The sequence below is a fragment of the Emticicia sp. C21 genome, from assembly GCF_003418935.1.
In the GTDB taxonomy this organism is placed as follows: Bacteria; Bacteroidota; Bacteroidia; order Cytophagales; family Spirosomataceae; genus Emticicia.
The window spans coordinates 48182-69870 of record NZ_QVMT01000014.1 but is presented as its reverse complement, the minus strand read 5'-3'; the positions used below and the strand labels follow the sequence as shown (position 1 = coordinate 69870).

Genomic DNA, 21689 nt, shown 5'->3' with positions numbered 1-21689 from the left:
TATGATAATTTGAAAAGATAAAACAAGGGAGCGAACTTTACGATTATGTCTCAAATAATAATAAAGTTAGATTGCCCCCATTGTTTCAGTGCAAAAGTAGTAAAGAATGGCTTAAAAAAGAACAAGGTTCAGAATTACAAATGTTCAGATTGTAAGAAACAATTCCAATATGAATATCTGTACTGGGGAGCCAATATTAGAGTTAAGCGTCAGATTATCAGGATGTTAGTTCATGGAAGTGGAATTACAGATATTGCGAATGTATTAGGTATTAGCAAAGGGTGTGTTATCAGAACAATGCTAAAAATAGGATTGTCTATTACCCTGAAACCAAGTAAAAAGCATTATCACAAAGTGCAGATAGATGAACTACATAGTTTCGTAAGTAAGAAAGGGAAAAAGGTCTGGATTATTTACGCCTACGCTGTTGAAACTAATGAGATTATTGCGGTTACAGCAGGTAAACGCAGCAAAAGGCAAGTAAAAGACCTTTTTAAACGTCTTCAAGGGCTTACAATTGACTGGTTCTGTACCGATAGATGGGAAGCCTTTAAACAAGTTTTACCTTATGATAAACATCTAATTGGCAAGAAATTCACCAGAACAATTGAGGGTGTAAACACCTCATTAAGAAACAGTTGCAAGAGGTTAAAAAGAAGGACAACAAGCTTTTCAAAGAAGGTATTCAATCATTGGCAAGCTATTAAATTAACTATGCACTATAGAAATTATAAAACATCATACATTTAGAAATATAACCTCACATAAATCTCATCAGATATAAATTTAATCTTGTTCATCAAAACGTGCTTAGCTGTAACCAAATACATTTTTTCAGCATCATATAATATAAAGCCTTTATTAAAAAATAAAGTTATGAAAAAACAATTACCTCCTTCTGTAAATTCAACCGGGCAAACTCAGGATTTGTTTAGAAAAATCCTGGAACCCGCCATGTTGAAAAATTATTTCAAGACCGCTACCCGTAACCTGGCGAAAAACAGATTCTTCACCATTTTAAATGTCTTTGGCCTGGCAGTGGGCATGTCGCTTAACCTGCTGTACGTTGCCATGATCGTGTTCATGTATCAATTCGATAACTTCCATCCGAATAAAGAGCGCATTTACCGGATCATCACTCACGTGCAGGATCGACAGGAGGACCCGTCGCTCGCATCCGTGCCTATAGGTGCCGCTCAACTGCTGAAAGGCAATTTCGCCGGTGTAGAAAAGGTTGTTCGTATTCATCAGTCGCTTCCCCGTAATGTTCGTTATGGCGAAATGAAAATTTCTTTAGACGGATACTTTGCGGATGCATCGTATCTTTCTATGTTTAACTTTCCACTGCTGCAGGGCAACCCTGCCACTTCGCTTGCCAATCCTAATTCGATGGTTATTACCGAGGCCGCAGCTGCCAGAATTTTTGGCGACAAGGACCCAATGGGCAAACTTGTATCCATAGAGCCATATGGTGAAGTGATGGTGACAGGTGTAGCAAAAAACATGCCTAAGAACTCGCACCTAAGGGTTGAGGCGCTGGTCTCATTCGCCACGCTCATCTCTCATCATGGTGCTTCTTTTACAGACGACGAAAAAAACTGGAATAGCTTCCGCAATTCATACGCCTATCTGCAACTCTCTGACAATCTGAGTCCCTCTGCTCTTGAAGTGTTTCTGAATGGCGTTGCCAAAGAAAAATACACGAAACCTGAGTTCAAGGCTTCTTTCGAACTTCAGCGGTTAGATAAGATTGTTCCCGGGCCTGAGCTCGACAATGACATGGGCAACGAATGGAGCTACCAGGAAATGCTACTCTTTGGAGTTATACCCATCATTATATTCTTCGCAGCATGCAGTAACTACGTTAGCCTGGCTATCTCCCAGTCACTCAAACGAATGAAAGAGATGGGTGTGCGAAAGGTGATGGGTGCACGGAAGAGACATATCTTTATGCAGTTTATGATGGAAAGCACGATCATTATGCTGCTGGCTGTGATACTGTCGTATTTTTTCTTTGAGATTATTCGCGGTGAAACCCTGTCGCTTTTCAACAGCGTTGATTGGGTCGATCTGAATCCTACCCTTGGCACGTATGCCGGTTTCATAACTTTCGCCATTTTTGTTGGCTTTGTTTCGGGCATTGTTCCGGCACTTCATTTTTCAAAGACCGGTGCAGTTCAGGCACTGAAAGGGAAGGAACTGCAAACAAAAACGGGCCACCTGTTTTCGTTACGTAAGTTGGTAATTACATTCCAGTTCATTCTGTCTCTTGGTTTTACTTTTGCCGTGTTTATTATGGCACAACAGCATCGGTACTCTGTAAATTATGATTTCGGATTCGACCAGGAGAAAATACTCAACGTTGATCTTCAACAGGCTGATCCCCAATTGGTCAAAAATGAATTTGGAAAGCTTTCCTCCATTTCTATGATCTCTCTATCGTCGCACCCGCTTGGCATTGGAAGCGTACCAGGATTGTATGTAAAGCGGGTGGCCGATTCAGATTCTATAGACGCGAGCAAGATGTCTGTTGATGAAAACTTTATAACAAATATGGGGCTGCATCTTGTGTTGGGAAGGAACTTCGTCAAAAACGCCGGCGAAAACTCACGTTGGATTATCATCAATGAAGTGTTTGCAAAAAAACTGAGCCCGGATGACGCTTCCAGAGCCATTGGTCAGGAGGTCATCCTGCCCGATAAAAGAAAAGTGACAGTGGTGGGTATTCTGAAAGATTTTCATTACGCAAGCCTGCAATCACCTATTGGAAATTTCTTCTTCGAATATGCACCTGAGCATTTCAACTATGCGAATTTTCAGTTGCAATCAACCAACCAAAGCCGTGTTTTTCCGGAAATGGAAGCAGCCTGGAAATCTGTCGGGAAAGGCCAGAAGTTCAAAGCCGAATTACTCACCGACCAGATCCACGATGCCTATTCGTCTTATAACAAAATGATGAAGCTGTGGGGATTCATGGGAATCTTAGCCATCACCATAGCGTGCCTGGGACTATTGGGCACGGTTGTGTTCACGATCAAAAACCGGGTCAAAGAAGTGAGCATCCGGAAAGTGATGGGTGCCTCTTCCGGAAGCCTGGTGTACCTGTTATCCAGAGACTTCATGATGCTGCTGGGCATCGCGGGTATCATCACCATTCCAGGCGTCTACCTTTTAATGGAGTTGATGCTACAAGAGGCACAATATTATCATGCAACTATTGGTGCCTTTGAAATCGTCGTTAGCCTGGCGGTCGTGTTAGCTCTTGGACTGACAACCATCTTCTCACAAACGTTGAAGGCGGCCAATACAAATCCTGTGGATAATCTTAGGGTAGATTGATTCAAATAACCGCCACAGCACTTGCGTAATACTCTCTGCATATCCCGGGTATTCCCCCCATCGTCTTGTGCTTTATCAAAACTGCACAAAGTAGAACTCATCGGAATACGCAATGAGGCAAAGGTGATGTTCAGGCACTATGTAATATTAAATACTTATAAAAAAGATGTAAAAAACGGTATCACCATAAAACAAAAAACCCTTCAAATAGCGCTATTTGAAGGGTTTTTGAACTTTTTGTGACCGCGAAGGGATTCAAACCCCTAACCTTCTCATCCGTAGTGAGACGCTCTATTCAGTTGAGCTACGCAGCCATATCCCCGATTTGGGACTGCAAAGGTAGCAAGTCTCTTTATATTTGTCAAATACTTTTTTACTTTTTTAATTCATTTGTTGCTTCAAGGTCAATATTCTTGAAATAGTCATATATTTTCAAAATTATCGCCAATGCTACGGTTATTTCTGCCGCTGCAATCACCATTACAAACAAAGCAAACATCTGTCCCTGTAAGCGATTAGGGTCATATTGACTAAATGCAATCATATTCAGATTAACAGCATTGAGCATTAACTCAATCCCCATTAATACCAGAATAGCATTGCGCTTGGTAACAGCTACTGCCAAACCAATTGAAAACAACAAAGCCCCAATGATGAGATAATTTTGAATATATATCATTTGTTTATTTATTGAGTGATTGTGTGAATGAGTGAATAATTAATTTTAATTCTCATTTTTAATCACTCAATCACTTACTCATTCAATTACTAAATTTATAATCTAAATCTTCTCCTTCTTGGCAACATAAGCCGCCCCTATTAACGCTGCTAATAGCAATAAGCCGATGATTTCAAAGGCAAAGACATAGTTAGTCATTAATTCTATGCCTATTTTCTGAACGGTTGTACCCTGATGAATTTCTTTACCGACTAATTGGAAATTAGCGGCAAAAACTACTTTTAAAAAACCTAAGAAAAGAAGAACCGCTACAATAGCTGCCCAAAAACGATTATGATGGCTTACCAGAATTTTATTCAATTGGTCCGACTTCTGTTGCTCTTTTTTCTTGTTGGTGAGCATAATTCCAAAAATCATCAGAATCAGAATACCTCCTACATAAATCATAATCTGACTTACTGCTAAGAAATCGGCTCCGGCAAACACATAGAGTCCTGCTACACCTAAGAGTGTAACCAATAAGCTAAAAGCAGCATATAGCACATTTCTCGTGAATAGCAGATAAACTGCGCCACCAATGGTAATAGAAGCAAATGTGAAAAATGCAATTTGCAATACTAATTGTTGGTCGATATTTTTCAATAAATCTTCGATAGCTCTATTCTGGTTTTTTAGGTTGAATTTTCATTGTTGGCTTGAAAACCGGTTTCGGTTTTGGCGCCACTTCCTCAATCTTCTCTTCTTTTATTTCTTCTCGTGCAACATTTTCAACTGGCTTAGGCACAGTTTTGAATACTGGCTTGAAAGATGTTTTTGGTTTTGGCACTTCTTCCTCAATCTTCTCTTCTTTCACTTCTTCAGACGCTACATTCTCCACTGGCTTAGGTGCCGTTTTAAATACAGGTTTGAAAGATGTCTTTGGCTTTGGTGCTTCTTCCTCAATCTTTTCTTCCTTCACTTCTTCGGGTGCCGCATTTTCAACTGGTTTCTGTGCCGTTTTAAATACAGGTTTGAAAGATGTCTTTGGCTTAGGTACTTCTTCCTCAATCTTTTCTTCTTGCACTTCTTTAGATGCTACATTTTCAACTGACTTTGGCGCAGTTTTGAAAACCGGTTTAAACGATATTTTTGGTTTTATTTCCTCCTCTGTCTTTTCTTCTTTTGCTTCTTTCTGTTCTATATTTTCAACAGGTTTAGGAACCGTTTTCATGACAGGCTTAAACACAGGCCGTGCTTTTGGCACCTCATCTGCTGCTTTTTCCTCTACCTGCGGTGTTTCCTGTTCTTCCTTTTTCACTGTCTTCATCACAGGTTTAAAAACAGGCTTAGGCTTTGGAGCTTCTTCCTCTACTTTTTCTTCTTTTGTTTCCTCCGGCTCTGCAACAGTTGGTTTTACTATAGGTTTGAAGTTCGGTTTAAATGCAGGTTTTGGTACATTAGTTTCTGTACTTGGCGCCACAGGAGTCTTTGGAGCGGCTTTTGCTGCTTCTTTTTCTGCCACAAACTGTTCATATAGCTTCCGCTTTTCATCTGCCTGTTGAGGTGATAAATTCGAAAACTCAAAATTCATTTGCGTAATATCAACTACGCTGAAATCATACTCATTTGTCATGGTCAGGCATTCTGTCGGACAAACGGTTGTGCACAATCCGCAGAAACAGCACTTAGCCATGTCAATGTCAAATTTTGCAGCATATAGACGTATCGGAGAACCATCAGACGCATAACTGATGATTTCAGAAGACTTAATCGGCTCAATATCAATGCAATCAACAGGACAAATCTTGGCACACTTATCACATACAATACAATCGTCTATCTCACAATCTAGCTGATAACGACCATTATCCGGCACTAACATCGACTCGTGCGGAAACTGAAGCGTGACAATTCCAGTACTCTGTTCAAAATAATCGGGGCTCTGTATCGAAATGGGTTTTCTGCTTTCACGTGCATTCCAGAAATGTCGCAACGTGAGGCTCATGCCTTTTACAGTTGTTTTTATCCCCAATCTTATATCTTTAAAATATCCCATTTACAATCTCCATTCATTAGAGCTTAATTCTATAGGCTCTGTAGGTTAATCCTTGTGCAAATATAAACTCAAATTTGCCATTTCATTTGTAAAACCCTAATTTTGACAAAAAGATTTGTATGATTGAGGTTTATATTGAAAAAGTCTCTGCATAATTAAAAATCTGCTCATCTTTATTTAATATATATTAAAGGATAAACACCTTTCAACAATGCGACAATTATTCACGCTTACATTAGAGCCCGAATTAGCTCTTGACGATTCGGCTTTACGCCGGTTTCTACTTAAACAAGCTTCTTTGCCTGATACAACCGAAGAAGTTTATATCCAAAGACTCCGCCAATCTATTGATGCCCGTAACAGACAGGTTAAAGTCAACCTGGAAGTTGAATTATATATTGGAGAAAAACCTGCTCCGGTTATGGAGTTTCAGAAAGAATATCGGGATGTCAGCAAAAACAAACAGGCCATTGTGGTTGGAGCTGGTCCCGCTGGATTATTTGCTGCTTTGCGCCTGATAGAACTAGGTATTAAGCCAATAGTGTTAGAACGTGGCAAAGATGTACAAGCCCGCAGAAGAGATTTATCTGCTATTAATAAAGACCATATTGTTAACCCTGACTCTAATTACTGTTTTGGCGAGGGTGGCGCAGGTACTTATTCAGACGGCAAGCTTTATACCCGTTCCAAAAAACGTGGTGATGTCAGACGGATTTTAGAGATCTTGGTAGCACATGGTGCTACTTCACAGATATTAGTAGATGCTCATCCACATATCGGTACCAATAAGTTGCCAAATGTAGTAGCCGATTTACGGGAAAGCATTTTAAAAGCAGGTGGGGAAATTCATTTTAATACAAAGGTTACTGATTTAACCATTGTCAATAACCAGATTAAAGGTGTTGATACTCATGATGGACACCATTTCGAGGGAATAGCCGTAGTATTAGCCACAGGTCATTCAGCAAGAGATATTTTTGAATTATTGTTCAAAAAGAATATCCTTATTGAAGCCAAGCCATTTGCAATGGGTGTGCGCATTGAGCATCCACAATCTTTGATAGATCAGCACCAATACCATAGAGAAGAAAGAGGCATATTACCTGCGGCAGCTTATAGTCTGGTAGCGCAGACGTATTATAAAAATATTCAGCGAGGCGTATTCAGTTTTTGTATGTGTCCGGGTGGTTTTATTGTTCCTGCGGCAACAGATGAGGGTGAAATGGTAGTAAATGGTATGTCTCCTAATCGTAGGGATTCTAAATATGCCAATTCAGGTATTGTAGTAGCTATTAACGAAGCTGATTGGCAGAAAAATAAAAAACTGGGTGCACTAGCAGGTTTAGAGCTGCAAAAAGAAATAGAACAGAAAGCTTTTAATTATGCAGTAAAAAGTCATCAGTTTGCTCAAATCAATCAAAAGAAAAATCTTCAGGAAGAAAATTCAATAACTCATTGCCAGTTAGCCCCCGCTCAACGATTACTTGATTTTTTGAACGGAAAAATTTCATCATCTTTAAATGATACCTCTTATCAACCCGGACTTGCTTCTTTAGATATGGCAGAAATTTTGCCGGATATCATTGCCAAACCACTACAAGATGGGTTTAAGCAATTTGGAAAAATGATAAAAGGCTACGTCACTAACGAAGCGCAATTAATAGGTATTGAGAGCCGCACATCCTCCCCTGTCAGGATTCCACGAGATAAAGAAACACTTGAACATTTACAGATTAAAGGACTTTTTCCCTGTGGAGAAGGAGCTGGTTTTGCAGGCGGAATTGTTTCAGCAGCGATGGATGGCGAAAGATGTGCTGAGCAATTGGCTAAATTTTACGGTGCTTAAATGAAGTTTTTTGCTTACATTGCAACAACTATATATTAACCTAACGTCATTATAACACTGTGAATTTCGCTGACTTTATCAGTAAACTTTCCTATCGATTGGCTAATGAACCATTACCAGGTCATGAAGAAATCGTAAAGAAGATGTCGCCTAATCGTATGCGATTGAAAGGAGAACCTAATGAAAGCACCCGTAGAAGCGGTGTTTTGATTTTGTTCTATCCTAAAGGGGAAGACATTTATTTACCTCTTATTCTTAGGCCACAATATGATGGTGTGCATGGTGGACAAATGGCGTTTCCAGGTGGTAGGGCTGAATTGAAAGATAAAAATATTCAGGCAACAGCATTAAGAGAAGCCCAGGAAGAAATAGGCATTAAGGCATCTGATGTAAAAATTTTAGGAGACATTACTGAGCTATACATTAATCCTTCAAATCTGCTTTGCCAGCCGGTATTAGGCTATATCAATTATAGACCCGATTTTTATCCTGACGAACGTGAAGTAGCAGCGATTCTTGAAGTTCCTCTCTCTGATTTTGTAAACCCAGACACTGTGCAAACCAGATTAGTAGAAGCCAGAGGGTACAAATTTGAAACTCCGGGCTTTATTATTCAGGAACAAATCGTATGGGGTGCCACTGCCATGATGATTGCTGAATTAATCGAAATCATTAAAGATATAGGATAAAAAAACGAGAAGATAATCAATCCTCTCGTCCTTCTTTGCGATTGGCATCTGCCATCCTTACAATCTTTGGGCTAAACTTAGCCAAAATCTCTACGAGATCGGTTTGCGAAGCAATTACCGTTTCAATATTCTTATAAACCATTGGTGCTTCATCTAAATCTCCACCTATCAGTTGTACTCCTTTTTCTTCTAATACTTTTTTCAAGGCACTATTAGTTATAGAATTAAGTGCTTTAGTTCTCGACATCAAACGACCTGCGCCATGTGAAGCTGAATTTAATGATTCGCTTATACCTTTACCACGAACGATAAAGCCTGGGTCAGTCATAGAGCCAGGAATAATCCCTAAGTCATTGCGATTGGCAGGTGTTGCTCCTTTTCTATGTACAATTACTTCTGTACCATCAGCCAAATTTTCTTTCCAGGCAAAATTGTGGTGATTTTCAACCATTTTTATAGGTTGTTCACCCAACATTTTAGCAATCTTCTTATGAATTTCGTGGTGATTGGCCGAAGCATAATCTCCTGCCAGATTCATAGCAATCCAATACTCCTGCCCTTCTTCGGTATTCATATCCAACCATGCCAGATGAGCTGCCTCTTTTGGCAATTTGGTTTTCTTCATAGCTACTTTTGAATAATGATTAGCTACTGCCCCACCAAAACCTCTTGAACCCGAATGAGATAGGAGCGCCAGATATTCGCCTTTAGGTACTGCCAGCAAATCATCAGCTGAAAATACCTCTACAATACCCCACTCTACAAAGTGGTTTCCAGTACCTGAGGTACCTAATTGTCGATAAGCTTTATCTTTCAAATCACGAATGATTTTTGTGGCTGTCCATTCTGCTTTATCCATGACACTTTCATCAAACTTGTGAGCCGTTTCTCCACCCATACCAAACTTGGTATTCTCTACTAAAGCACGTTTCAGCAAATGCGGCTGACGTTTGAAAAAATCACCTGGAATATCAAAAATTGACAAACACATCCGGCAGGCAATGTCTACTTCGACCGCAAACGGAATAACCGTATTATTGGTCGTAGCTAATACACCACCGATAGGTAGCCCATAGCCTTGATGGGCATCAGGCATTAAAGCACCTGCTACAGCCACAGGCAAACTCAAAGCAGTTTCCATTTGCTTCAATGCGCCCTCTTCGATATATTCAGCGCCGTAAATCTGATATGGCAATGGAGATGTTCTTAAATCAAAAGCAACTGTTTTTTGCTTTTCTTTTTCCTCCATCTCATACACAGGCGACTCAGCAGGTAAATAAGTCTTGCCTTCTTCTGAAAGCTCGACTTTCATCCCTTTCTTTTCTAGGTCAAAAATCTCTTTTGCCAGGTTAGTTACCTTATTTTTTGAATAGGCAAATTTCTTTGGGCTAGCCAACATTTCAGCAAACATTCTTAATACCTTTTCTTTTGGATATTCAGCCTTTTGATGCAATCCGTTAGCTATTCTCAGGAAACTACCTTGCAGGTTTTCTGGTATATTCCCTAATGCTAATATTTCTTCTAATGAAATCGTTGTTTCCATTTAAAGTATTTTATGTAGGGGTTGAAAATTTTCAACCCCTACCCTATTTTTAATTTTTTACAAAAATTTGCTTCAATTGGTCGAGAATCTGTCCATTGCCTGAAACTGAAATAGTATTGATTTTATCCGCGATTTTCTCTACATATTCCATCTCTTTCAATTTCCACAAGGTTTCATTTTCTTCCATCAATTTGGCAGTGTTCAACAAGCTACGCATAGAAGCGGTTTCTTCCCTAGGCATAATGATATTGGCCTGTGCTTTTTTCTCAGCCATCAATACCTGATTCATGATATCTTTCATGTCTCCGGGTAAAATAATATCACGGATACCACAGCCTTTGATTTCAATACCCAAACCTACCAATTTGTCGGCAGTATTTTTCAATACAAAATCCACAATACTATCTTTTTTATCCAGCAATTCGTCCAAAGTTAATCCACCAATATACTCTCTTAAAGCCAATTGCAATACAACATATACTTGTTTTTCGTAGTCTTTGTTTTCATACATCGCTTTCACAATATCGGTGATACGATATTGCACAAAGGCATTTAAACGCAAGCTGGCTTTATCTTTCGTCAGAATCTCCTGTCCTGAAATCTCCATTTGCAATTGACGCATATCCGCTTTAGCTACCTGAATGCTGATGGTATTTTTCCACCAGTAATAAGTACCTCCGTCTAACACACGTACAAATTTACCATCAACAATCAAAACTCCTTTTTCGTAAGACTCTACAGTATAACTTCTCACATACGACAATAATTTAGTGCTGATTAGCTGTGGGCTAAAATCTTCAGTAATCTCGATTTTGTTTAAATCAATAGCCGTATAAGTATAGTTTTTAATACCGCGCCAGAAAGCGTATTTACCCGGACCAAAGACAGTTTTGAAGCGATTGTCTTCAAACTGAACCATCATTTCATTATCTTTTACCTCTATGACATCCAAGGCCTCTGTGATTTCAGGATGTTGCAATAGCACGTTTAGTTCAACGGGAGCAGCAAAGGCATTTCCTTTCTCATATATAAAAACTTCTTCATTTCCCCAAAACCAATAAGAACCCTCACCAAGCAATCGCTTGAAAGCCTTATTTTTCAAAACCAATGCTACCTGATTGGCATTTACTTGTATATTTTTCATGATTTTAATAATTACTTTGTTAAAAATCAGTCTTACACTATCCGATTCATTGAAACGGAAATCAGATTAAGACGGACTTCGATAATCGGTTCAATAGCCTTGGGCTAGTCTATAATTCTAAATTGTTTGTCTCTCGTAACCACGAGACAGCCACCCTATAATATATGTAGTCGCCAGCATTGAAGCAATCACCTCTATCTATCGGTATCCTCCTCTTTGCAAGTCTGTACTGAACTGTGTTTTTGCGAAGGTAAAAACACCCGAATAGTTTCAGACTGATTTACTTGTTTTCTAAATTATGGAGTGGAAGTCCATTGTGTTAACCATTACACGACAAGCCCATATTTATTAGCTTGGCAGGATTCGAACCTACATAAATTAACAGAACCCTCATTGACAGCATATTGAAAGCAATTGCTCCAATACTATGGGGCCTTAATGAAACCCTCATCAGGTTCAACTACGTTTCTATCGCGGAACATATGGGAATCGAACCCATGATTCTACCGTGACAGGGTAGGATGATAACCATTTCACCAATGTTCCATTTAAATTTCCAGGTCCGGAAACCAGACCCGGAAAGTGATTCTAACCCTAAACTAAATTTCAATTTTATTGATTTCAGCAATTGCATTGCTTCCTTCTTCAATAGCTGTAAGAATGTCAAAAATTTTATCTGACCATCCGGCCATCAGAAATACAGAACCCTCGTTAACTGTATTAACTGGAGTATTTCCGTATCCAGCCAAGTCAAACAAATACAAACGAGCATTTGGTGCTATTTTTTTGTATTCGGCCCATGCCTGAGCAATCGGGCTTCCACCATTACTGTTCCAAAGTTGACAGTCGGTAAAAATCATGATTTTATCAACTTTTTTTCTTCGGTTAATCAAATCCTGAATTACCAGATGTCCGTTGGTTGAATAACCTACCTCCCCCTCACGACGATGGAACTCCAATACGTTTGCCAGAATATTGTTTTTTGGCACGCTAATGATTTTCCACGTATCTCCAAACATACCTGTTACTACATCCTCGCAACGGTTTTGCAGCAACATGGCCAACATCAAACCGATATCAAAGTTCTGAACAGTACTTTTTGGAGAAATTGCCCGTTGCATTGAACCTGATACGTCGGCAGCAATTACTACACGCGTACGAGCATCGAAACCACGGATATTATTCGCCGAATGCTGAACGGCCGTTTCTAAAGCAGTCAGAATATTGCTTACCCGTCCGTTTTGCAGATGCTTTACCCCTCGGTAAGCTGACAAGAAACGGAAAGGAAATTGTTTAGCATTAGCTACTGCACGAGCATTGCTCAAAGTAGCACATACTTTTTCGATAGCCTCCTGGCTTACGTTCGCTTCAATAATGTTACGCAGGTTACGCAGCATAGCCATGTATCCTAGTTTTCCATTAAGAATCAGTTGCTCCCATGCCTGTGATTTTGCTTCCAGTTTATGAGTTTCTGAATCAAAATCATTCTGACCCACGGCTGACAAAGTAGTTTCCCAGGTTTGAGCTGTAACCAGTTCATCTTTAGCAATTTTGTTAAAAATGACTTGCTGTGCTTCATTTTTTGCCTTTGGGTGAACCAGAAACAAGGCATCACGCAGTTTTACATCAGTACCTGTACGGTTGTATTTGCTGAACTGGTATTCATCAAATTTATTGAAAGCCTCAGCCAGACCTTTCTGAATCTGTTTTGACAAACGGTTCAGTTTTTTGGTTTCTTTACGCTGGTTAGCCATCTGGTAGCAAGCCAGCAATTCGGTAATTTCGTCAGCACGCTGAATCACACGGCCAACCGTACGGCTTACCAGATTATCACCTTTATGGGTTTGCGCCAGCTCTGTCAGCAATACCAAAGGGATTGAACGCAGGTACATTTTTTCACGGGCATATACAGCCAGTTTTGCTACAAATTGGGCATCGTTTTTACGGATGAGCGCCTGAATACGAGCCAGACGATCATCAGCCTTTTCATAGAAAGTATCTGACAGGATACTCGTTACCACGCTGGTGTATAGTTCCATAGCTGGAGTAAGTGTATAAGCTTTAGCTCCTGCGTGATTGATAACTGTATTTTTCTCACGATTCAAAATATTGAATTTCATGGTTGAAAAAATTTTGTTTGAATAACGCCATCTCAGAACCGTTCTGAGAGGAAGTATTTGATGCACCAAACTTGTAGTCTGAGATAGAATCGAACTATCGGCCTGTTCCTTATGAGAGAACCGCTCTACCATTGAGCTATCAAACCAATTCAAGGCAAAAATCGAAAAGAGTGACGGGGCATGTCAAAGCCAGAATCGAACTGGATAGTCTTGCTGATTTTACAACTTCGCTATTCCTCCCCTATTAGCGGACGAAGTAACTCTTCTCTACGGCACTTGATGTTACCCTGATTGGATTCGAACCAATTACCCTCATCTTAGAAGGATGACGCTCTTCCAACTGAGCTACAGAGTAGTAAAAACAAATAATCATTGTAGTCTGAGAAGGATTCGAACCTTCGACCTGTTTCGTATCAGAAAACAACTCTACCACTGAGTTATCAGACCATTTCAGGGCAATAAGCGATAAGAGTCAACAGAGTTTTAGAGACGAAGTAACCCTTATCCACGGCACCTGATGTTACTCTGGTCAGGCTCGAACTGACGACTCCCATCTTAAAAGGATGGTACTCTAACCAACTGAGTTACAAAGTAATAAATAAACTATTCAGTAATCAGATAAGGACTTGAACCTCAATCTTCGGGGCCAAATCCCGATGTCTTTACCAATTAGACGATCCGATTGTATAATCACAGCATTGACTAAAAATGCTACCTCAATTGGGGTTGAACCAACGGCCATCACCTTAACAGGGTGCTGCTCTACCGACTGAGCTATGAGGTAATCTTAAAATGAGGGCAAAAAGCAAAAAGTGTGTTTAAGGATTCGAACCTTCCAGAATTTCTTCTGGTCACCAAGCGAAGTATCACTTTTTTACGGCACCTCATTGTACCCTGATTAGGCATTAGTCACAGCTTAGTCACAGCATTTGCCTAATCGGGTAATTAACCAAAGCCATTCAATGGCATTTGATTGGTTGCGATATGAGATTCGAACTCATCTTAACGGCTCCACAAGCCCTCGTGTAAACCACTACACTAATCGCAACATTTTAAAAATAAGCAAGGTAAATAGCGAAAAGAGGCTTTTAAGTGCTCTAACCACCTGAGCTAATAGACCGAAATCTATGCACGACTCGAACGTGCGACCTCTGCGTTATCAATGCGAAGTATCTCTTGTCTACGACACTTGCTTATTTTTAATTTATATACTCGGATGTTTTGCATCCATTTCATCAATGATTGAATAAGGACTTCCGCTTTCAATCAAATGAATATTCACGAATCCGTTTTCTGGTGTAATTACAGAATCTTCGGCCATAACAGAGCCTGTGTGCTTTCCTGCTCCTTTCTTATTTTCTATATTACCCGTACCTGGATTATAACTTCCCCAATCTGCCATTCTTCCATTACCGATAGGCTCAATATAATATTTTCTGCCTGTGCGGAAAGAAGTGACAATATGTCTTCCGGTCTCTTCAGAGTTTACCAAGAAATATCTGATAACATCATTTTTCATTGCATTAACTGTTAAATTTTAAAACTTCATGTACTCGGTACGGGGGTGGTCCGCCACCGCGGTTGAACCCGTAATCTCCACTGTGAAAGAGTGGCGGCTTAACCAATTTGCCCAACCGAGCGAAATAATCAAGGTAACAAGCGAGCAGTCTGCTATGGGCTCATCTTTCATGAGCACGGTTGCGTCTTAATATCGACCACTGCAATTCTTTGCAGATAGGACTTGTATCTTGCGGTAACTACCTATATCTCAACCCTTGGAACGAGGTATGACTTCTCTACGACACTTGATAGTCTGGGTAGCTGGATTCGAACCAGCGAACCGATGTCTCCAAAACACCGTTGTATAACCATTTGCATAACACCCAGATTTTAAAGAAGGCAAAGAGCGAAAAGAGCCTTTTACGTTGCTCTACCGGACTGAGCTACTGCCTGAATGACTTATTTAGTCAGGCAGATTGGATTCGAACCAATGACACACGGCTCCTAAAGCGAAGTAACTCTGTTCTACGGCACTTCTTTTTATCATTATTAAAGAACTTAATTATCAATTTGATGCTACAAAAGTTCACACCACCTACGCAGTCTTTTTGCGTAGTAAAAAATATTCTCTTAGCATTACGACAAACATCTGATAGTCAAATATTTGCAACTGAAAATATTTTCCAAAAACTTTTATTCTGTTACTACCGTATCACTTTTGTGAAGTCGTCCAGCTCTTTTAGCATAGTCGGAAAGCGATATTCTCCAGACATGCTGTGTACCATAGCGGCAGCATTTGTTAAATCCTCTCCTATGGCAGTAATAAACAATGGTTTCTGGCTTATGCCCCTAAATACCTCCGCCACGTACTTTTTATTGTTGGCAAAAGAAGTCTTAGCTACACCTATTATCGGAACCTTTATTGGTAGTGCTTCATATAAATGCGCCCCTAGTCCAGGTTTCCCATCATCATCCAGAAATACATAGCCATCTACTATTATATACTTCAGTTGTGTCAGATCCAGGTCTGTGAGAATATCCATAATACATGGCAACTCTCGTTTATAGAATGCCCCTGGCTCATAATCGGCTATATCGTTTCTAAACTTTTCAATTTTCTGGGCATATTTGGCATCATTCCAATCATTAAAAATCAATCCTACTATTTTAGCGCTACTCTGTTTATAAAAAACATCTACTGCAAGTATCATTTTACGTTTATTTAAACAATCAATATAATAGCTTTTTACTTATTTGTTACCGGACAAGGAGTCGAACCTTGGTCTTAACGTTCGTATCGTTATATCTTTCCTCTAAACGATCCAGTATTTTTTAGTCAGCAAAACATTTATTAAATGGTGCTCTGTTTATGTTGTTTGCGTTTCAAACCAGAGCATTTTATATACTTTCTCATAATTTTTGGTGGAAAAAGTAAGATTCGAACTTACATCTTTAGTGTTTCAGACTAACGCCTTGACCAACTCGGCTATTTTTCCATAATACAATCATCACTCAGCAGAGAGCAGAAGACTCGAACTTCATTCATGTATGAACCAACTGCGTAGCAGGCAGTGCCCTGCCCAGCAGGATTTACTCTCTATTATTTTTACTGAAAAATTATGAATCAAACTGCATAATCTGTCGCAGCTAGGGTAATTGCGGCAATATTGCAATTACCCTGATTCATCAACTCCATAGTGGGAAAAGCATGAATCGAACCGCGCGGCGGCCGCATGCAAGGCACAATGCAACGGTTTTACAGACCGCCCCGCTTCCACTTACGGACTATTTTCCCTATTTTTTTACAAATTCAGCTATAAAAGCTAGAATTTAGTAAGCATGATTGGATTCGAACCAATACTAAACTGCTTCTGAGACAGCTCTCTCTTCCGATTGGAGTACATGCTCATTTAATTTTGCAGAGGCAATAGGAATCGAATCGCGCGGCGACCGCCCAAAAACCTCTCGGTATTACTTATTAATTTTTGCGGAGGCAATAGGAATCGAACCTATAACACCTTTCAATATTACTTGCTTTCAAGACAAGCTCCTCGTCCATTCAGGCTATCTTTTTGTTGTTTGCATGGAGCAGGAGCATCAAGCAACTCCTGCAATTCTCCATGCGTATTGTGTTGATTTAATAGAACTGCTACATAAAATGTGGTGTAAAATCACCTTGTGTGCATCCTGGCAAAGGTATCAGATTATCTCCTTTCACATCACAACCTTCTATTTTAGCTAGCGATTGATGCCAGGTTTTGGTGTATTGCTTTTCAATTCTGGATAATTCAACCAATAAATGAAAGCCACCCCGGGTTCTCAATACTGTCAGACAATCTTCGTTGATATAGTTCTTAATCTCTGTTAAAGTTTCTGTAATATCTACTTTATCGAAATCAAGGTCAAAATATACCTTCCTGGTACACGACTTCTGTATCTCTGATAATACTTCCTGATGTGGGTTATACCCGTTATATTCTTTGGTAATCAGTTCAGCAAATCGTATTAAAGCGCTCTTGCAGGCCTTCTCCATATCACGTGGATTCAGGCTGATATATAGTGCCAAAGCCTCTTGCGGAATACCTACACCCTTATATTTATACGTACCCAATTCACATTCCAGTTGTTTCACCTTATCAAAGAGAAAATCTTTGGTAGCTGTGAATCGCTTTACCTGAGCTTTATCGCTTCCTACTGCCTGATGATACTTGCTGCGAGCCAATAATGATACATAATAGGTCTCATTTCTTTTAAGCTCCGGCAACCAGTCAATAAAGTTGAGAAAAAGCTTTTCGTCCCTGATAATCTGATAGTTCATATGGGTAATATTAAAATGGTTATTCGTTAAATTTCAACAAAAATTCCGGATTAATTACCTTAAATGAAATCCGTCCGTGTCCGCCCAAATCTCTCAAAAGAGTTTTATCCAGTTTCTCATTCAGAAGCCTGATGACGATACCCTCAGCCCACATTGCCGGTTGAATGGTTGACTTAATCTTTGACATCTCCACCAAGTCGGTAATGCTGTTCGGCAAGATAAAGTTATCATTCAATACTGGTACAGTTGGCAATTCCAGTGCTTTCATCAGTTGCATAAAATCGGCATAAGAAACGTACTCAAAAGTATCAATCTTAAAAAGGTTGAAAAAGAATACAGTATTTCCCTTCATTTTCATCTTATTGTACTGAACACCCTCCCCTACCAGCTCGCCCTGCAAAGCATAATTACCATTCAAAGACCTCAGCTTTTCCTCAATATTCAATACTTTGGCCACTTTCCAGTAGGTATTTTCGTTGTCCTCTTCAATTTCAAGATTCCTTGAACATACCCCGAATACACCATCTCTGATATAATAAGTTGCTGAGCTACCATCCAGTTTTTCGGCAATATAGCAGGCTTCACCCTTATATTTTGCCAATACATTTTGTAAAATCTGTACCCTGGTTTCATCAGTTTTAGGAATAAATGAAGGAAAACCTCCTTTCATTATACCAACCAGATTCGCAGGGATTTGTGGTTCATATTTGATAATACCCAATACGTCTGTACAATCTGCTCCCTCTTCGATTTCAAAATTTTCTGGTAGGAAACTCAAAGGGAAACAAATTCCTTGTGAGATTTGCCCACGAAGCCTGATAGTTTTGATACGAAAACTTTTTGACTTCAAAAACTCAAATTCTGGCTTATCCGGGAGCAAACTGTCGACCTCGCAATAGATACACAAATCTCCTACAGCAAATTCATCTTTTTTAGTCACAAGCTCCCAACCCAGAACTTTAGCTTTCAAGATATTATCGGCACCCTCAATTGGCTCCAGTGCGATAATTCTTTGAATACTCGCTAATTTTCTCATTGTTTTATTTTAATAATCTTATAAATACTTATCTATTCTAAATCCTTGAGCATCAACCCATTGGGTTAATAAACTCTGTGCTTTTTCGCTAATTGGCTTATTGTAGCGATATTTTGCCTGCACCACTCTCCCACTTGCCAGATTTACTTCTATAGTGGCCTGTCTTTCCATTTCAAATCCACACTGGTATTTTCGTAATGATACAATTCTGGTTCTTCCTTTTGAGCAATAAGAGCTGTAAGTAGCAACGCAATGATGCATTTTATTACCTTCGTCCATCAACTCTTTATTAGATAATAGCTCAACCATTTTGTACTGATTGGCTTTTTCTCCAACTCCCTCTATCACCTCAAAAGATTCAGAAAATAGAGGTTTCCATACTGCGAATTTTTCCATCCTTTGTTCCTTGGTGAAAGTCAGGCCTTCATGCCACAACTCACTCTGACGGATAAGCGAGTTTAAAGTTCTGCCCTTTAGCGTATAGGCTTTATTTTCATTGATTTCATGGCGAACATAGTCTATTAATTCACCAATTTTATCATAATTAAACATTCCACCTGCAATTAGGATTTGAATGAATTTTTCCCAAAAGGGTTCATCCCTCTTTTCTTTTCGACCTAACCACGAGTAGGCAATTCGATGAGCTAATAATTCATCTCCTCCCAAACTCAATACCTGTGCATGTCTGAAAGCCTCAAATACTCTAAACCCTTCAGGGCTTCTCATAAATTCAACTTTCATCTTTTGGCTTAGAGGAATGCTTGAATTCATATGTTTGATACTACCACCTTGTGCCAGAAAGATAAAATCACGGATAAAGAAAAAATCTTCCTGATAAAAAAATATATAATTCAAAAAAGCTGGAAAAGGATATTCTGCAAATAAAAAAGCCACTAATTCCTTAAATCTTTCGTGCTCGCTTTTGGTTTTTGGTTTCCATTCCTCCAGTGGACGAATCCATAAACTTCTGTATTTGGAAATCTGAATTAATGCACCTAAAAAATAGGTATCTTTAAACCACTTTGGATTTTTGCTCTCCAGTTTTTCGGTCAGAAAAACTAAATTTTCAATCCATTTTTTAAAAACTTCTTTCTTGTTTCTCTTCTGGTTATAACCCAGAAATTCCATAAAAAAACGAAATCTTGCATTACTCCAATAATTGTCTGTTCGACTTGGGTCAAGAGCTTCATTGATAATTGCCACAAAACTCTCGTTGATTTTAGCTGCTTTTTCAAGCGCTATTTTGATTTGTTGTTCGAGCGCCTGCTTTTCTTGTAAATTTTTCTGGCGTTCAAGTTTTGATATATGCTTGCCCATAATCGTTTCAATTTGAATTGTTTGAAATCAATCGGGCTAAAACAAAAAGCCCGACCTCGTTTGTAGCTGAGGTCGGGCTTTATGCGGAGCGTTCTAAACAGAACAATCTATGTGCATAAATACTTATACCTCGGCCGTTTCCCCATATCCGGTTCTCCTGTCCAATTGACAAATGACGCTCCGCCTAAATTTTCAATCCGGCATAGGAAGGTCACCTTAAATCGTTTCGGACTTAGGGAAATACTTTGATGTTGATATGTATTTCTGATGAACATTGAAAAATTATTACTTTAAAATTTTGGTTCTACAATTGATTTACTGGCGGCTTTTTGCATTAAAAAAGCCCGACTTTCTTTGAAGGCCGGGCTTTGTATATTTTGGTGTAAAACTTCTACCTCAATTTACATAAAGCCCAACAATTCCCTCTCGCAAACGATAGCATGTCTGTGCTATTAATCGGTGCTATGTGTTTTTCTGATTGGTACATTGTTCTCTTGTTTTTGATGCTGCAAAGATAGCGGATTTTATTTTTAACTTTCCAAATATTTTTTCAACTTTTTTTAAAATATTTTTTAAATCATTGATAATAAGTATTTTAAGAATTAAAATTTCTTAAAATAATCTTAAAAGCATATATATCCCTACTACTAAATAATTTTAGAATTCGAAAAGACTTAACAATTTGCTTACATTATGTTTCCAGATTTTACCATTTTGCTATGGTTATTTTTCTACCAAAAGAACAGTTAGATTTAACTGCCAGAGAATCAAAAAAACAAGTAAAACAGAATTGTATTTTTCTAATATTCAAAAACACTCATAATACGTCTATCAACTATAAAAAAAGGGTTTCCCTAAGCTTTTTTAAAGCATAGAAAAACCCCATTTCTATCGCAGCTATAAAGCTACTTTAACGATTATTTATCGCGTGTTAAAACCTCGTCAATCAAGCCATACGCTTTTGCTTCTTCAGCTTTCATCCAGTAGTCACGGTCTGAATCTGCTTCCACTTGTTCTACAGATTTTCCGGTATGACTTGCCAGGATTTCATATAACTCCTTACGAAGTTTGATGATTTCTTTAACCGTAATTTCCATGTCACGCGATTGTCCTTGTGCACCACCACTTGGTTGGTGAATCATGACACGTGCATGAGGTAATGCCGAACGTTTACCTGCTGCGCCACCTGCCAACAATATTGCTCCCATAGAAGCGGCTAAAGATGTACAGATAGTAGCTACGTCAGGACGTACATACTGCATAGTATCATACATACCCAAACCGGCATATACCGAGCCACCAGGGCTATTAATATACATTAACACGTCTTTTTTCGCATCAACCGATTCCAGAAATAACAACTGTGCTACTACCACATTGGCTACATAATCATCTACAGCTGTACCCAGGAAAATAATTCTGTCCATAATCAGACGCGAGAATACATCAATGGCAGCGAAACGCATCGGGCGTTCCTCAATGATGTTAGGCGTCATGTTAGTAACATTGTGTTTCATGTAATCATCAAGTGCCAAACCACTCATACCGAGATGATTTACAGCATACTTACGAAATTCTTCTCCAAAATGCATTTTCAATCTTCTATTTAATATGTGTCTATTT

Annotated in this window: 16 protein-coding genes and 11 tRNA genes; 4 read left to right on the top strand and 23 right to left on the bottom strand. The window is 39.1% G+C overall.

Going from position 1 to position 21689, the window contains the following annotated elements; genetic code table 11:
- Positions 1-45 precede the first annotated feature (45 nt).
- Positions 46-750 (top strand): IS1 family transposase, encoded by a 705-nt coding sequence (locus tag D0T08_RS23665; protein WP_116985228.1) that lies wholly within the window; start codon positions 46-48, stop codon positions 748-750.
- A 126-nt stretch (positions 751-876) separates the two neighbouring features.
- Entirely contained in the window at positions 877-3339 is a 2463-nt protein-coding gene (locus D0T08_RS23660) for an ABC transporter permease (RefSeq protein ID WP_116985227.1), read from the top strand.
- A gap of 240 nt (positions 3340-3579) precedes the next feature.
- Here the strand turns inward: D0T08_RS23660 and D0T08_RS23655 are convergent.
- The 4 genes from D0T08_RS23655 to D0T08_RS23640 form a co-directional block, all read right to left on the bottom strand.
- Positions 3580-3653 (bottom strand) — tRNA-Arg (locus D0T08_RS23655).
- Positions 3654-3712: 59 nt separating this feature from the next.
- Entirely contained in the window at positions 3713-4018 is a 306-nt protein-coding gene (gene nuoK / locus D0T08_RS23650) for an NADH-quinone oxidoreductase subunit NuoK (protein WP_116985226.1), read from the bottom strand.
- A gap of 102 nt (positions 4019-4120) precedes the next feature.
- The gene (locus tag D0T08_RS23645; protein WP_229239037.1) at positions 4121-4660 is read right to left on the bottom strand and encodes an NADH-quinone oxidoreductase subunit J; all 540 of its coding nucleotides are present in this window, start codon (positions 4658-4660) and stop codon (positions 4121-4123) included.
- A gap of 16 nt (positions 4661-4676) precedes the next feature.
- Complete coding sequence (locus tag D0T08_RS23640; protein ID WP_229239036.1) at positions 4677-6002, bottom strand: 4Fe-4S dicluster domain-containing protein; 1326 nt, start codon at positions 6000-6002, stop codon at positions 4677-4679.
- Positions 6003-6264: 262 nt separating this feature from the next.
- On the opposite strand from D0T08_RS23640, the gene D0T08_RS23635 reads away from it, so the two are divergent.
- Together D0T08_RS23635 and D0T08_RS23630 are read left to right on the top strand one after the other, a co-directional pair.
- Positions 6265-7899 (top strand): NAD(P)/FAD-dependent oxidoreductase, encoded by a 1635-nt coding sequence (locus tag D0T08_RS23635; RefSeq protein ID WP_116985223.1) that lies wholly within the window; start codon positions 6265-6267, stop codon positions 7897-7899.
- 59 nt (positions 7900-7958) lie between these two features.
- Positions 7959-8588: a CoA pyrophosphatase gene (locus D0T08_RS23630; RefSeq protein ID WP_116985222.1), complete on the top strand. Its 630-nt coding sequence runs from the start codon at positions 7959-7961 to the stop codon at positions 8586-8588.
- Positions 8589-8604: 16 nt separating this feature from the next.
- Here the strand turns inward: D0T08_RS23630 and D0T08_RS23625 are convergent, their stop codons facing one another.
- The 19 genes from D0T08_RS23625 to D0T08_RS23545 all read right to left on the bottom strand — a co-directional run bounded on the left by D0T08_RS23625 (position 8605) and on the right by D0T08_RS23545 (position 21658).
- Positions 8605-10131 carry an RtcB family protein gene (locus D0T08_RS23625; RefSeq protein WP_116985221.1) on the bottom strand — a complete coding sequence of 509 codons (1527 nt, stop codon included), beginning with the start codon at positions 10129-10131 and terminating at the stop codon, positions 8605-8607.
- Positions 10132-10180: 49 nt separating this feature from the next.
- On the bottom strand, positions 10181-11275 hold the full coding sequence (locus tag D0T08_RS23620) for a slipin family protein (RefSeq protein WP_116985220.1): 1095 nt from the start codon (positions 11273-11275) through the stop codon (positions 10181-10183).
- Between the two features lie 474 nt (positions 11276-11749).
- A tRNA-Asp gene (locus tag D0T08_RS23615) sits at positions 11750-11821 on the bottom strand.
- Positions 11822-11874: 53 nt separating this feature from the next.
- Positions 11875-13395: a TROVE domain-containing protein gene (locus D0T08_RS23610; RefSeq protein ID WP_116985219.1), complete on the bottom strand. Its 1521-nt coding sequence runs from the start codon at positions 13393-13395 to the stop codon at positions 11875-11877.
- A 74-nt stretch (positions 13396-13469) separates the two neighbouring features.
- Positions 13470-13541: transfer RNA gene (locus tag D0T08_RS23605), tRNA-Met, on the bottom strand.
- Positions 13542-13677: 136 nt separating this feature from the next.
- Positions 13678-13750, bottom strand: a tRNA-Arg gene (locus D0T08_RS23600).
- Between the two features lie 20 nt (positions 13751-13770).
- Positions 13771-13842, bottom strand: a tRNA-Ile gene (locus tag D0T08_RS23595).
- 73 nt (positions 13843-13915) lie between these two features.
- A tRNA-Lys gene (locus D0T08_RS23590) sits at positions 13916-13989 on the bottom strand.
- A gap of 117 nt (positions 13990-14106) precedes the next feature.
- Positions 14107-14179, bottom strand: a tRNA-Asn gene (locus tag D0T08_RS23585).
- Between the two features lie 190 nt (positions 14180-14369).
- Positions 14370-14442 (bottom strand) — tRNA-His (locus tag D0T08_RS27660).
- 157 nt (positions 14443-14599) lie between these two features.
- The gene (locus D0T08_RS23580; RefSeq protein ID WP_116985218.1) at positions 14600-14914 is read right to left on the bottom strand and encodes a hypothetical protein; all 315 of its coding nucleotides are present in this window, start codon (positions 14912-14914) and stop codon (positions 14600-14602) included.
- Between the two features lie 685 nt (positions 14915-15599).
- Positions 15600-16106: an endonuclease V gene (locus D0T08_RS23575; protein WP_116985217.1), complete on the bottom strand. Its 507-nt coding sequence runs from the start codon at positions 16104-16106 to the stop codon at positions 15600-15602.
- A gap of 209 nt (positions 16107-16315) precedes the next feature.
- Positions 16316-16391 (bottom strand) — tRNA-Phe (locus D0T08_RS23570).
- Between the two features lie 202 nt (positions 16392-16593).
- Positions 16594-16690 (bottom strand) — tRNA-Tyr (locus D0T08_RS27655).
- A gap of 39 nt (positions 16691-16729) precedes the next feature.
- Positions 16730-16803: transfer RNA gene (locus D0T08_RS23565), tRNA-Leu, on the bottom strand.
- Between the two features lie 241 nt (positions 16804-17044).
- Positions 17045-17713 carry a hypothetical protein gene (locus D0T08_RS23560; RefSeq protein WP_116985216.1) on the bottom strand — a complete coding sequence of 223 codons (669 nt, stop codon included), beginning with the start codon at positions 17711-17713 and terminating at the stop codon, positions 17045-17047.
- Positions 17714-17732: 19 nt separating this feature from the next.
- The gene (locus D0T08_RS23555) at positions 17733-18749 is read right to left on the bottom strand and encodes an RNA ligase (ATP) (RefSeq protein WP_116985215.1); all 1017 of its coding nucleotides are present in this window, start codon (positions 18747-18749) and stop codon (positions 17733-17735) included.
- 18 nt (positions 18750-18767) lie between these two features.
- Positions 18768-20066 carry a PcfJ domain-containing protein gene (locus D0T08_RS23550; protein WP_116985214.1) on the bottom strand — a complete coding sequence of 433 codons (1299 nt, stop codon included), beginning with the start codon at positions 20064-20066 and terminating at the stop codon, positions 18768-18770.
- Between the two features lie 917 nt (positions 20067-20983).
- On the bottom strand, positions 20984-21658 hold the full coding sequence (locus tag D0T08_RS23545) for a ClpP family protease (protein WP_116985213.1): 675 nt from the start codon (positions 21656-21658) through the stop codon (positions 20984-20986).
- Positions 21659-21689 lie beyond the last annotated feature (31 nt).

Coding starts and splice junctions, on each gene's coding strand:
- D0T08_RS23560 (WP_116985216.1), bottom strand. CDS start 17,713: ATGAACTATCAGATTATCAGGGACGAAAAGCTTTTTCTCAACTTTATT.
- nuoK (WP_116985226.1), bottom strand. CDS start 4,018: ATGATATATATTCAAAATTATCTCATCATTGGGGCTTTGTTGTTTTCA.
- D0T08_RS23640 (WP_229239036.1), bottom strand. CDS start 6,002: ATGAGCCTCACGTTGCGACATTTCTGGAATGCACGTGAAAGCAGAAAA.
- D0T08_RS23620 (WP_116985220.1), bottom strand. CDS start 11,275: ATGAAAAATATACAAGTAAATGCCAATCAGGTAGCATTGGTTTTGAAA.
- D0T08_RS23635 (WP_116985223.1), top strand. CDS start 6,265: ATGCGACAATTATTCACGCTTACATTAGAGCCCGAATTAGCTCTTGAC.
- D0T08_RS23575 (WP_116985217.1), bottom strand. CDS start 16,106: ATGATACTTGCAGTAGATGTTTTTTATAAACAGAGTAGCGCTAAAATA.
- D0T08_RS23555 (WP_116985215.1), bottom strand. CDS start 18,749: ATGAGAAAATTAGCGAGTATTCAAAGAATTATCGCACTGGAGCCAATT.
- D0T08_RS23660 (WP_116985227.1), top strand. CDS start 877: ATGAAAAAACAATTACCTCCTTCTGTAAATTCAACCGGGCAAACTCAG.
- D0T08_RS23545 (WP_116985213.1), bottom strand. CDS start 21,658: ATGCATTTTGGAGAAGAATTTCGTAAGTATGCTGTAAATCATCTCGGT.
- D0T08_RS23550 (WP_116985214.1), bottom strand. CDS start 20,066: ATGGGCAAGCATATATCAAAACTTGAACGCCAGAAAAATTTACAAGAA.
- D0T08_RS23580 (WP_116985218.1), bottom strand. CDS start 14,914: ATGAAAAATGATGTTATCAGATATTTCTTGGTAAACTCTGAAGAGACC.
- D0T08_RS23625 (WP_116985221.1), bottom strand. CDS start 10,131: ATGGAAACAACGATTTCATTAGAAGAAATATTAGCATTAGGGAATATA.
- D0T08_RS23610 (WP_116985219.1), bottom strand. CDS start 13,395: ATGAAATTCAATATTTTGAATCGTGAGAAAAATACAGTTATCAATCAC.
- D0T08_RS23665 (WP_116985228.1), top strand. CDS start 46: ATGTCTCAAATAATAATAAAGTTAGATTGCCCCCATTGTTTCAGTGCA.